This window comes from Burkholderia latens (assembly GCF_902499045.1).
GTDB lineage: Bacteria > Pseudomonadota > Gammaproteobacteria > Burkholderiales > Burkholderiaceae > Burkholderia > Burkholderia latens.
Genome location: NZ_CABVPL010000034.1, coordinates 13,708 through 26,125 on the forward strand (window position 1 = coordinate 13,708; position 12,418 = coordinate 26,125).

Sequence of the window (12,418 nt, forward strand, 5' to 3'; positions counted from 1 at the left end):
TCGATGCAATCCGTTCCGGCTTCCTTGTCCCTGACCGATACCGCGTTCTTTTTCGACTTCGACGGCACGCTCGTCGAGCTTGCGCCGACGCCCGACAGCATTCACGTGCCGCCGTCGCTGCTGACGCTGCTCGACGAACTGCGGCGCCGCTCGCACGGCGCGGTCGCCGTCGTGTCGGGGCGCGGGATCGACAACCTCGACACGTTCCTGAACATGCCGGACCTGCCGATCGCAGGCCTGCACGGCGCCGAGCGCCGCGACGCGAACGGCGACACGCAGCGCATCGGGTTCAACGACGAACGGCTGCTGCGCATCGAGCGCGAGCTCGCGGCCGTCGTCGACCGCCATCCGGGCATGCTGCTCGAAATCAAGGGCGCGGCCGTTGCGCTGCACTATCGCAACGCGCCGGAGCGCGAGCCGGCCGCGCGCGAAGCGGCCGAGCGCCTCGTCGCCGAATACGCGGACGCGTACGTGCTGCAGCCCGGCAAGATGGTGTTCGAGATCAAGCCGAAGGGCGTCGACAAGGGGCGCGCGCTGGCCGCGTTCCTCGACGAGCCGCCGTTCGCGGGCCGCGTGCCGCTGTTCGCCGGCGACGACCTGACCGACGAGAAGGGCTTCGCGGTGGTCAACGCGCGTGGCGGCCTGTCGATCAAGGTCGGCGCGGGCGAGACGTCGGCGCGCATGCGGCTCGATTCGGTCGACGCGCTGCACGCGCAGATCGCCCGCTGGCTCGGTGTGGAGCAGCCGGGCGCATGAGCCGACTCATCATCGTTTCAAACCGCGTCGCGCCGATTTCGGAAGGCGAACCGGCGGCGGGCGGCCTCGCGATCGGCGTCTACGACGCGCTGAAGGAGACGGGCGGCATGTGGTTCGGCTGGAGCGGCGAAGTCGTCGCATCCGGTGCGCCGCAGATTCGCGTCGAGGAGCACGGCCCCGTCACGTTCGCGACGATCGGGCTGTCGCGCCGCGATTACGACCAGTACTACCGCGGTTTCTCGAACGCGACGTTGTGGCCCGCGTTCCATTACCGCGCGGACCTGATCCAGTACGACCGCCACGAGTTCGACGGCTACCGCCGCGTGAACGTGTGGCTCGCGCAGCAACTCGTGCCGCTGTTGCAGGACGACGACGTGATCTGGGTGCACGACTATCACCTGATCCCGTTCGCGCGCGCGCTGCGTGCGGCCGGCGTGAAGAACCGCATCGGCTTTTTCCTGCACATCCCGTTTCCGGCCGCGCAGGTGCTCGTCAACGTGCCGCCGCATCGCGAACTCGTCGAGTCGCTGTGCGCGTTCGACCTGCTCGGCTTCCAGACCGAGCCCGACCTGCGCGCGTTCTGCGACTACGTCGAGTTCGAGGCCGGCGGCGAAGTCGCGCGCGAAGGGCGCACGGTGCGCGTGAACGCGTTCGGCCATTCGCTGCGCGCGGCCGCCTATCCGATCGGCGTGTATCCGGACGAGATCGCGTCGCTCGCGCAAGCGGGCGAGACCGGCAAGGCCGTGCGCACGCTGGCGACGTCGCTGCGCGGGCGCCAGCTGATCATGAGCGTCGACCGGCTCGATTACTCGAAGGGGCTCGTCGAGCGTTTCCGCGCGTTCGAGAAGCTGCTCGAGCATCAGGCGTCCATCCGCAATCGCGTGTCGTTCCTGCAGATCGCGCCGTCGACGCGCGCGGACCTGCGCGCGTACCAGGACATCCGCGTGCAGCTCGAAGCGGAGTCGGGGCGCATCAACGGCCGCTACGCGGAGCTCGACTGGGCGCCGATCCTCTACATTCACCGGCAGTACGACCGGCAGGTGCTGGCCGCGCTGTATCGCCTCGCGCGCGTCGGCTTCGTGACGCCGCTGCGCGACGGGATGAATCTCGTCGCGAAGGAGTACGTGTCCGCGCAGGATCCGGACGATCCGGGCGTGCTGGTGCTGTCGCGTTTCGCTGGCGCCGCGCGCGAACTGACGGGCGCGCTGATCGTCAATCCGATCGACATCGACGGAATGGCCGACGCGCTGTCGCAGGCGCTGACGATGCCGCTCGCCGAGCGGCGCGCGCGGTATGCGGACATGATCGCGCAACTGCGCGAGAACAACGTGTCGGTGTGGCGTGATAATTTTCTGCGCGATTTGCAGCGTGCCGGGTGACGACGAACAAGCCGCGACACTCGAAACGTCGCGGCTTGTTCGTTAGTGGGACGCGGCGCGTGCTTCAGGTGCCGCTTTGACGATGCACCAGACGCCGCCATAGCCCGCTCAATCGATGTCGAAACCGCCAGGCGAGCCAGCCAACGGCGGTGAATAACGCGACATTGAAGAACGATATGGTGAGCCACAGAGCCATCCAGAAATCCTCCATGCTTCCTTCGGTGTTCAGCCCATAGACATCGCCGATGAATAGCCCAAGCCAGTCTGGATAAGTTGGGAAATAGCTGGGGTGTCGAGTCCAGATGCAGCAATAGAGAAGCGTCGCCAATGTCAGCCAAATCAATAGCGCCACGTACTTGATGATCATCTTCATGAAACAACGACCTTTCCGTACGTGCGGATGTTCGTGCCAGGGATGAACGAAGCGCTTGAATTTTTTAACAGGCCACGAACGATATGAAAATCGGCTTCGTCGTTTAATGTGATGCATCCTCGACTGATTCCAAAGCCACTTTTGGGGTGCAGCCTGAATTCCCCTCGTCGCACACCGTTGCAAAATGTCTCATCGTCAATTCAGTCGTCAACTGCGTATAGTGCGAACCAGTTCGATTTGCCCGAGCCGAGATCATGAAATCGGCCCAAACGGCCCCCGGATTGGCGGTCCACGATGTAGTACGTGCCGAGCGGAATGGGTCCATAGGCTTTCAGGCACTGTTGCGATCGTTTGTTGATATGAGGAGTTAATCCCGAAAACGCGGGGAATTTTCGCCCGTCGATTTCGAAGGCGCTCATCGGTTCGTCGTTCAATGAGAACTTGCAGTTTCGCATACCGATCCTATTCGCAATTCCAGAGAAAATTCCGAATGACGGTATCACATGCGCAGAATCTGAAATCTCAAAAAAGTGCGCGTCGACGAGGCCGTGTCGGTTATCGTGCACACGTAAGACATACGTAAAAAAGCCGCAACGAACGATGCGTTGCGGCTTGGAGCGGGCGGAGAAAAGGCCGCGCGCGACGCTCAAGCGGCTCGCGCGTCAGGCCACGCGTTCACCGGTCGGCGCGGTGCCGTCGGGGGCGTGATGACGACCGTGCTGCTTCGCGAGCAGGTCGCGGTACAGGCCCGGACGGTTGCGCAGCACGTCGGGGCTGCCGTCGTCGATCACCTTGCCGTTGCTCATCACGATGATCCGGTCGAAGTTGCGCAGCGTCGACAGCCGGTGCGCGATCGCGATCACCGTGCGGCCGACCATCAGCCGGTCGAGCGCGCTCTGGATCGCTTCCTCGGACGCGCTGTCGAGCGCCGACGTCGCTTCGTCGAGCAGCAGGATTGGCGCGTTCTTCAGGATCGCGCGCGCGATCGCGATGCGTTGGCGCTGGCCGCCCGACAGTTTCACGCCGCGGTCGCCGACGATCGTGTCATAGCCTTCCGGCATCGCCTCGATGAACTCCGCGCAGCGCGCGTCGCGCGCGGCGGCGAGCACTTCTTCGCGGGTCGCGTCGGGGCGGCCGTACGCGATGTTGTCGTAGATTGTCCGGTGCAGCAGCGAGATATCCTGCGGCACGAGCGCGATCGCCTGGCGCAGGCTGTCCTGCGTGATCGACTTCACGTCCTGGCCGTCGACCATCACGGCGCCGTCCTGCGTGTCGTAGAAGCGTTGCAGCAGCGCGAGCACGGTCGACTTGCCGGCGCCCGACTTGCCGATCAGGCCGACGCGCTGGCCCGGCTCGATATGCAGATCGAAGTGGTCGAGGATCGCGCGGCGGTGCGGATACGCGAACGTCACGCGTTCGAAATCGACGCGTCCGCCCTTGGTCGACAGCGGCTGCGCGTCGGAGCGGTCCGGCATCCCGTGCGGCTCGAGCAGGGTCTTCACCGCTTCGGACAGGCGCGCGACGTGCTGCGTGACGTCGACGAGCGCGACCGCGAGATCGCGCGTGCCGTGCAGGATCGTGAAGCCGAGCGAGCTGACGAGCACGATGTCGCCGGAGGTCGCGCGGCCCTGGTCCCACAGCCACAGCGCCCAGCCGAGCAGCCCCGCGGACAGCATCGCCGTGATCACCGCATGCAGCAGGCGCAGCTTTTCGAGATAGAGCAGGCTTTGCTGGCGTGCGTCCATCTCGGCCTTTACCGTCGCGCTGAAGCGCTTCTGCTCGCGCAGCGTCATCCCGAACGCGCGCACGAGGCCCATGTTGCCGATCACGTCGACGAGCTCGCCGTCGACCGCGGCGGCCTTCGCCGCGAACGCGTGATGGCGTGCGGAGCCGCGCCCGGCGAGCTTGAACAGCACGATCGCGAGCACGGCCGAGCAGCCGAGCAGGCCGGCGGCCATCAGCGGGTTCACGACGATGATCATCAGGATCGCGCCCAACACCGCGATGCACGGCGGCAGCACGTTCCACGCCATCGTGTTCTCCGACGTATAGACGGCGTTCGACGTCGCGGTGATGCGGCTGGCGAGCGTGCCCGGCTGCTTTTCCGAGTAGTACGTCGGCGAATGGCCGATCAGGTACTGGAACAGGTCGCGCCGCAGGTCGCCCGTGACCGCGACGAACGTATGCGCGGCGAACCAGCCGCCGACGCGCCACAGCAGGTTGTCGGCCGCGATCAGTCCGACCAGCAGTGCGAACGCGCCCCACAGCGGGCCCGGATGATGGCGTCCGGTCGCAAGCACGTCGATCAGGTGCTTGATCGCGTATTGCGAGCCGAGCGCGCAGCCGACGGCGGCCAGCACACTGCAGAGCACGACCAGGTGCGCGACAGGATGCAGGCGGATGTAGCGGAACAGGAACGCGATCGGCCGATGCGCGTAGCTCGACAGCTTCGCGTTGTGGGCGTTGCGCTGGGCGGGGGTGAGAGATTCCAAAATATGCGTGCGGTGAGTCGGTGATTGGGCGAGTCGGCTGGCTCGCGGCCGGCGCGTCGCCCGGACTGAATGAACAATCTGACATTGTAAACAACGCCGTGCATTGCGCTGCGCGAATCTTGCCTGGATCAGGCAGGCGCGCGGCCAATTTTGAGATAAAATCCGGCATCCCGTCCTCCCGCATGCGCCGGAGTCGCGATGCCGGCGGCGACGAGATGACCCGGAGCGCCAAAAGGGCCTTCCACTCTAGAACGGACGCCCAAGTCCGCGGGTTGCAAAGTGTTGCGCCTTTGTAACAAAGTAAAGAGTTTGAAATGTCGTGCGCCGTATCGGGATTAACCCTAGATAATCGGCTCCGGGTTCGATTCCAGGTTTTTACGAACCCCTGTCAACGGGTCTTCGTTTCAAACGTTCTATGCCTGTCACGTCGCCGACGCTCCTTGAGCAGCGCGGGTTTCGACGCTCCCGGCAGGTGATTCGTCCGACCATCGGACGACTGCATCCGCCCGGACCGCCGGCAGGTTGCCGACCCATACCTGGTTTTTAGCCGATTTTTTAGGAGTTACGCATGCGAATCGCCCAAATCGCTCCGTTGCATGAAGCGGTTCCCCCGAAGCTTTACGGCGGGACCGAGCGAGTGGTGTCCTATCTGACCGAAGCGCTCGTCGAGATGGGGCATGACGTCACGCTGTTCGCGAGCGGCGATTCGCAAACGTCCGCGAAGCTCGAAGCGTGCTGGCCGCAGGCGCTGCGCCTCGACCCGACGATCCGCGACGTGATGGCCCCGCACATGCTGCTCCTCGAGCAGGTGCGCCGCCGCGCGGAAGAGTTCGACGTGCTCCACTGCCACATCGACTACTACCCGTTCTCGCTGTTCTCGCGCCAGCCGGTCCCGCATCTGACGACGATGCACGGCCGTCTCGACCTGCCGGAACTGCAGCCGATCTTCAACGCGTTCAGCGACGTGCCGGTCGTGTCGATCTCCGACAACCAGCGCATCCCGCTGCCGCAGGCGAACTGGCTGTCGACCGTGTATCACGGCCTGCCGGAAAACCTGCTGACGCCGATCCCGAACGTGAAGCCGAGCTACCTCGCATTCCTCGGCCGCATCTCGCCGGAAAAGCGCGTCGACACCGCGATCCGCATCGCCGAGCAGGCCGGCCTGCCGATCAAGATCGCCGCGAAGCTCGACAAGGCCGACCGCGCTTACTACGAAGAGAAGATCAAGCCGCTGTTCGCGCTGCCGCACGTCGAGTACATCGGTGAAATCAGCGAATCGGAAAAGACCGAATTCCTCGGCAACGCGCACGCGCTGCTGTTCCCGATCGACTGGCCGGAGCCGTTCGGCCTGGTGATGATCGAGGCGATGGCTTGCGGCACGCCGGTGATCGCGTTCAAGCGCGGCTCGGTGCCGGAAGTGATCGAGAACGGCGTGTCGGGCTTCGTCGTCGAAGACGAACTGTCGGCCGTCGCGGCGCTCAAGCGCCTCGATACGCTGCCGCGCGAGAAGGTGCGCGCCGCGTTCGAAGCACGGTTCTCGTCGAAGGTGATGGCGCAGAACTACGTGAAGGCCTACGAGGAACTGCTGCGCCAGAAGCGCCGCACCGTGCTGCGCGAAGTCAACGCAGGCTGATGCCGGGCCGCCGGCCGCATTGCGGCCGAGGCCGTCATCGACGCCCCGCCCGGGTTCCCGGCGGGGCGTTGTCACGTCTGCGGCGCCGATCTGTTGTATTCTCGCCGCGCCCGGCGCCGCGAACGGCCCCGGAAGCGGTCCGGCACACGATCCTGACGTCTGTCCAGCCGGTAATGTCCCTATAATGGCCGTGCCGTGAAATCCGGCCCCGCACGATCATCGAGAGGAGAGCAGTCTTGGCGAGAACGAAAACCACGCGTGCAGCGCCGGCCCCCGGCGCCGGCGTGATCTTCGCATTGCGCGCGATCGGTCTCGTGCTGCTCGCGCGCTGGCTCTTCTCGATGTCCCAGATGGGCTATCGCGCGTCGCTGTCGGCGATGGTGTCGTCGCCGTGGGCGTTCGTCTATCTCGTCCTGATCTTCCTGCTGCTCGCGCTGCCGGGCGCCGCCGCGCGCGCCGAGCGGCCGTTCCATCCGCTGCCGCAGTGGCTGCGCCAGGCGCTGCGCGTGTTCGCGCTGATCGGTTTCCTGTTTGCCGTGTGGTCGATCGGCGCGTTCGTGTGGGCCGCCGGCTGGCGCCGCGCGTTGCACGCGGTGACGGCCACCAACGGCTGGCTCGTCGCCGCGCCGGCGCTGTATGCGGCGATCGTGTGGATGTGCCGCCCGCGGCCGCTGTGGCGCACCAACGTGGCCGCCCGCCGGTTCGCGGTCGGCCGTTACGCGATTTCGCTCGATACGCTCACGCGCACCGCGATCGTCTGGATGGAAAGCCGCAAGGTCGGGCAGTACGACGCGCGCGAACTGTCGGTGCGTTGGCCCGGCCGCGTCGCGCCGGCCGCCGGCGTGGACGGCGGGCAGCCGGCCGCCGCCGTGCCGCCGCCGCGCGGCAGCCTGTTCCGGCGGCCGAAGGTGGAGCTGCTGTGGGATTCGCCGGCGGCCGTCGGCCATAACCGGCAGATCGTGATGCGCGCGCCGCTCGCGACCGAGGGCGACCGGGTCGCGGTGCTCGCGCTCGACGCGGCGCTCAAGCAGATCGTCTGACAACGCCTGCGCAGCGCGCGGGCGACAAGGAGGCGCAATGATCGTCCGTTGGTTGCTCGCAGCTGTTCATTTGATGGCGTTCGGCGTCGCGTTCGCCGCGATCGCGGGGCGCAACCGCGCGCTGCGGCGGGTCATCGCATCCGCACAGGCCGCCGATCTGCCCGGCGTGTTCAAGGCCGACGCGGTGTGGGGATTGTCCGCGCTGGTGCTGATCGCGACGGGGCTCGCGCGCGCGTTCGGCGGCTTCGAGAAAGGCTCGGCGTATTACCTTCACGAGCCGCTCTTTCACGTGAAGATGACCGCGCTGGTGTTGATCCTGCTGCTCGAGATCGTGCCGATGCTCGGGCTGATCCGCTGGCGCATCGCCGCGCGCAAACAGCAGATGCCCGATCTCGCTCGCGCGCGAACCTATGTGCGGATCGGCCACTGGCAGGCGCTGCTCGTGATGGTCATCGTGTTCGCCGCGTCGGGGATGGCGCGGGGGATTGGGGTGGCCGGCTAGGCCTGGCCGGGCAGGTGCGGGCGGCCAGCTCCGGCCGTGCCGACGCAGGCGGCCCGCGTCAGCCCGACCCAGGGCTCACCACGCTTTCGCCGCGCGGCACCCGCCGATGCGCGGGCGAACGCGGCGCATCGGCTGCCGGCCGCCCGCACCGGCCAGCGCCCGATGCGTGCCGCGCTCAGCGCACGAGACACGGGCGCTTGTTGTCGAACGTCCACCCCGGGATCAGGTACTGCATCGCCGCCGCGTCGTCGCGCGCGCCGAGCCCGTGCTGCTTGTACAGCTCGTGCGCGAGCGCGACCGCTTCCATGTCGATGTCGATGCCGAGCCCCGGCCGCTTCGGCACTTCCACGAGCCCGTTCTCGATCTTCAGCGGCTCGCGCGTCAGACGTTCGCCGTCCTGCCAGATCCAGTGCGTGTCGATCGCCGTGACCTGACCGGGTGCCGCGGCGGCAACGTGCGTGAACATCGCGAGCGACACGTCGAAGTGGTTGTTCGAATGCGAACCCCACGTGAGGCCCCAGTCGCGGCACATCTGCGCGACGCGCACCGAGCCCTGCATCGTCCAGAAGTGCGGGTCGGCGAGCGGGATGTCGACGGCCTGCAACTGCACGGCGTGGCCCATCTGGCGCCAGTCGGTCGCGATCATGTTGGTCGCCGTCGGCAGCCCGGTCGCGCGGCGGAATTCGGCCATCACTTCGCGGCCCGAGTAGCCGTTTTCCGCGCCGCACGGATCTTCCGCATACGCGAGCACGTGATGCAGGTCGCGGCACAGCCGCACGGCCTCGTCGAGCGACCACGCGCCGTTCGGATCGAGCGTCACGCGGGCGTCCGGGAAGCGCTCGGCCAGTGCCGTCACCGCCTCGACCTCGCGCGCGCCTTCGAACACGCCGCCCTTCAGCTTGAAATCGTTGAAGCCATAGCGCGCATGCGCGGCTTCGGCGAGCCGCACGACCTGCTCGGGCGTCAGCGCGGCTTCGTCGCGCACGCGGGTCCAGTCGTCGGTTGCGCCACGGCCGTCGCGATACGGCAGCGCAGTCTTCGTGCGGTCGCCGACGTAGAACAGGTAGCCGAGCATCTCGACGCGCTCGCGCTGCTGTCCTTCGCCGAGGAGGGCCGCCACGGGCACGCCGAGGTGCTGGCCGAGCAGGTCGAGCAACGCGGCTTCGAGCGCGGTGACTGCATGGATCGTCGTGCGCAGGTCGAACGTCTGCAGTCCGCGGCCGCTCGCATCGCGGTCGGCGAACGTGCGCCGCACGTCGTTGAGTACCGCATGGTAGTTGCCGACGGGCTGGCCGACGACGAGCGCGCGCGCGTCGTCGAGGGTGCGGCGGATGCTTTCGCCGCCCGGCACTTCACCGACGCCCGTCCGGCCCGCGCTGTCCTTCAGGATCACGAGATTGCGGGTGAAGAACGGGCCGTGCGCGCCGCTCAGGTTGAGCAGCATGCTGTCGTGGCCGGCGACCGGAATGGCTTGCAGGTCGACGATGCGCGGCGTGTCGTGGGAAGGCGAGGCAGTGACGGCGTTCATGGCGGCGATGGCGAAAGAGTGGAGCGATGCCGTGCGGCAAAAGTTTTGCCGCGCGCGGCGGGAGGTGCGATCATTCGACAACCGACGTGCGCGGCGCGCAAGCCCCGCATGTCGACAGCAACCCGCAAGGGTAGGGCGACCCGCTCGATGCCGGCGCCGCGGCGGTCAGGAGCCAGCGCGCAGGCGCGCTTCGATCGACCGTGAAACCGGATGCCGGCGCGCGTGCTGAAGCACGACCGCCGGCCGATCGCGACCACGGGACCGGGCATGCGCAGTGCGCTTGCCGCGGTCGACAGGAGATCCGTGTCGCGATCATCAGTCGTCGGATGACTTGTGACGCAGTATAATGAATCATCGGCGTTCGCTCAAACCCCGCGTAAACCCTCGGCTCACATTACGATCATTCAAAAGGAACCGGCCTCATGTCCGTGCCCACGCTTCCCGCAGCGCCGCGCCGTCGCGCACGCAGCCTCGCACAAGATGTCGTCGACGCGCTGACCGCGCAGATCGAAAACGGCACGCTGCGTCCCGGCGACAAGCTGCCGACCGAAACCGAAGTGATGGCGGCGCAGGGCGTCAGCCGCACGGTCGTGCGCGAAGCGATCTCGCGAATGCAGGCGAGCGGCCTCATCGAGACGCGTCACGGCATTGGCAGCTTCGTGCTCGAGCCGTCGCGCCGCCAGACGCTCGGCATCGATCCCGCGACCATCACGACGCTGCGCGACGTGCTCGCGGTGCTCGAATTGCGGATCAGCCTCGAAAGCGAATGCGCGAGCCTTGCCGCGCAGCGCGCGAGCGACACCGATCTCGCGGCGCTGCGGCGCGCGCTCGATGCGATCGCGTCGGGGGCGGGCGGCGGCCGCGATACCGCGCAGCTCGACTTCCAGTTCCACCTGCAGATCGCGCAGTCCACCGGTAACCGCTATTTCGTCGACATCATGACGCAGCTCGGCGCGTCGATCATTCCGCGCACGCGCGTGAATTCGGCGCGCTTCGCCGGCGACGACCTCGAGTGCTACGTCGGCCGGCTCAATCACGAGCACGAGGACATCTACGAGGCGATCGCGCGTCACGACCCGGAAGCCGCGCGCGCCGCGATGCGCACGCACCTGACCAACAGCCGCGAGCGGCTGCGCCGCGCGCACGAGGCGGCCGAAGCGGAACGCGATACGCAGGCCGGCTGACCGGACGAACAACGGATAGCAAGTGCCGCGGACCGGAGCACCGGCTGTCGGCACGGCCCGCGTCGGGGCATGACGTTAGGCCCGGCGTCTCACGCCTTAACATCAGTCATCGTACGATATGCTGTGCGATGGCTGCGGTTCATCGCGATCCGGCGCCGTCTTCCGGCCGTTCCCGGATCGCCCCATAGCGGCGGGCGGAGCCTGCGCTGACGCCCGCGCCGGCCGGCCCGCTTCCGCGGGCCGCCGGCTCCGCCCGATCAACCGCCCTTCGTCACGATCGTCTTCCACGCGCCGTTCTTCACCTGATACAGCGTGGACATCCCGCTCTTCAGCGAGCCGTCGTTCGCGAACGAGATGCGGCCGGTGACGCCTTCGAAGTCGATCTTCTTCAGCGCCGGCCGATAGACCTTCGGATCGGTCGAGTTGGCCGCCTGCATCGCCTTGATCGCGGCCCACGCGGCGTCGTAGCCGAACTGCGCGTACGACAGCACGTCGACGCCGAAGCGCTTCTTGAAGCGCTGCTCGAAGTCCTTGCCCTGCGGCAGCTCGTCGAGCGGACGCCCGTATTCCCACGCCATCGCGCCTTCGGCGGCCGGGCCGGCGATCTTGATGAACTCGTTGTCCTTCACGCCGCCGCCGCCGACGAACTGCGCGTTCAGCCCGAGCTGGCGCATCTGCTTGATGAAGTTCGCGGCGAGCGAATCGAGGCCGCCGAAGAAGATCAGGTCGGGATTCCTCGCCTTCAGGCTCGTGATCTGCGCGCGGAAATCGACCGCCTGATTGTTGGTGAACTCGCGGCCGATGATGTTGCCGCCCGCCGCCTTCACGGCCTTCTCGAACTCGTCCGCCTCGCCCTGGCCGAACGCGGTGCGGTCGTCGATGATCGCGATGCGCTTGGCCTTGGTCACGTCGACCGCGTACTTGCCCGCGTTGCCCGCGTTCTGGCCGTCGGTCGCGATCACCATGAACATGTTCGCGAGCCCGCGCGACGTGAGCGTCGGGTTGGTGGCCGCCGGGTCGATGACCGGAATGCCGGCCTTGTCGTAGACCACCGACGCCGGAATCGTCGTGCCCGAGTTGAAGTGGCCGACCACCACCGACACGTTCTGATCGACGAGCGCCTGTGCGGCCTGCACGCCGATCCGCGGGTCGGCCTGGTCGTCCTGCACGACGAGGTTGAAGTGCGCGGGCTTGCCGGCGATCTGCACCTTCTGCGCGGCGGCATCGTCGAGCGCGAGCTGCACGCCGTTCTGCAGATCCTTGCCGTAGCCGGCGTTCACGCCGGTGAGCGGCGCGGCGAAGCCGACCTTCACGTCGGTCGCGTCGGCGGCCTGGGCGGCCTGTTGCGAGAGGAGAGCTACCGCGGATACGACCGATACCGACAACAGGGAATGACGGAATTTCATGTTCGTTCCTCTTGTTCTACACCAGCGGGTGGGTACCGCACGCGGCCGGCAGGCCGGACACGTGCGACGGGCGGGCGGTTCGACCGCTTCTCGTAATCGGGCGGGGAGCTCGGCATGCAGATGAT

10 protein-coding genes and 1 pseudogene are annotated in these 12,418 nt (G+C 67.0%); 6 read left to right on the forward strand and 5 right to left on the reverse strand.

The features are described 5' to 3' along the window. Window positions 1–3: 3 nt before the first annotated feature. Complete coding sequence (gene otsB / locus BSE24067_RS21295; protein WP_151066487.1) at window positions 4–756, forward strand: trehalose-phosphatase; 753 nt, start codon at window positions 4–6, stop codon at window positions 754–756. Continuing rightward, on the forward strand, window positions 753–2,135 hold the full coding sequence (gene otsA, locus BSE24067_RS21300) for an alpha,alpha-trehalose-phosphate synthase (UDP-forming) (protein ID WP_151066488.1): 1,383 nt from the start codon (window positions 753–755) through the stop codon (window positions 2,133–2,135). The genes otsB and otsA overlap by 4 nt, the downstream gene beginning before the upstream one ends. A 64-nt stretch (window positions 2,136–2,199) precedes the next feature. On the opposite strand, the gene BSE24067_RS21305 is transcribed toward otsA, so the two are convergent. From BSE24067_RS21305 to BSE24067_RS21315, 3 genes and pseudogenes are all read right to left on the reverse strand, one after another. Beyond that, on the reverse strand, window positions 2,200–2,508 hold the full coding sequence (locus BSE24067_RS21305) for a hypothetical protein (protein WP_151066489.1): 309 nt from the start codon (window positions 2,506–2,508) through the stop codon (window positions 2,200–2,202). Then, window positions 2,505–2,963: pseudogene (locus BSE24067_RS21310) on the reverse strand (DUF2778 domain-containing protein). Before BSE24067_RS21310 ends, BSE24067_RS21305 begins: the two are co-directional and overlap by 4 nt. A gap of 207 nt (window positions 2,964–3,170) precedes the next feature. Then, window positions 3,171–5,000, reverse strand: a complete 1,830-nt coding sequence (locus BSE24067_RS21315) for an ABC transporter ATP-binding protein (RefSeq protein ID WP_151066490.1) — start codon at window positions 4,998–5,000, stop codon at window positions 3,171–3,173. Window positions 5,001–5,568: 568 nt separating this feature from the next. Between BSE24067_RS21315 and BSE24067_RS21320 the strand changes: the two genes are divergently transcribed. The 3 genes from BSE24067_RS21320 (at window position 5,569) to BSE24067_RS21330 (ending at window position 8,175) form a co-directional block, all read left to right on the forward strand. Then, entirely contained in the window at window positions 5,569–6,633 is a 1,065-nt protein-coding gene (locus BSE24067_RS21320) for a glycosyltransferase family 4 protein (protein ID WP_151066491.1), read from the forward strand. Window positions 6,634–6,869: 236 nt separating this feature from the next. After that, entirely contained in the window at window positions 6,870–7,673 is an 804-nt protein-coding gene (locus BSE24067_RS21325; protein ID WP_174904844.1) for a hypothetical protein, read from the forward strand. A 37-nt stretch (window positions 7,674–7,710) separates the two neighbouring features. Next, complete coding sequence (locus BSE24067_RS21330; protein WP_151068320.1) at window positions 7,711–8,175, forward strand: DUF2214 family protein; 465 nt, start codon at window positions 7,711–7,713, stop codon at window positions 8,173–8,175. 175 nt (window positions 8,176–8,350) lie between these two features. On the opposite strand, the gene gudD is transcribed toward BSE24067_RS21330, so the two are convergent. Then, window positions 8,351–9,703 carry a glucarate dehydratase gene (gene gudD, locus BSE24067_RS21335; protein ID WP_151068319.1) on the reverse strand — a complete coding sequence of 451 codons (1,353 nt, stop codon included), beginning with the start codon at window positions 9,701–9,703 and terminating at the stop codon, window positions 8,351–8,353. 422 nt (window positions 9,704–10,125) lie between these two features. Here gudD and BSE24067_RS21340 point away from each other — a divergent pair, with 422 nt between their 5' ends. Beyond that, window positions 10,126–10,887, forward strand: a complete 762-nt coding sequence (locus tag BSE24067_RS21340) for a FadR/GntR family transcriptional regulator (protein WP_151068318.1) — start codon at window positions 10,126–10,128, stop codon at window positions 10,885–10,887. A 257-nt stretch (window positions 10,888–11,144) separates the two neighbouring features. Here BSE24067_RS21340 and BSE24067_RS21345 read toward each other — a convergent pair whose 3' ends face one another. Continuing rightward, window positions 11,145–12,293 (reverse strand): branched-chain amino acid ABC transporter substrate-binding protein, encoded by a 1,149-nt coding sequence (locus tag BSE24067_RS21345; RefSeq protein WP_151068317.1) that lies wholly within the window; start codon window positions 12,291–12,293, stop codon window positions 11,145–11,147. Window positions 12,294–12,418 lie beyond the last annotated feature (125 nt).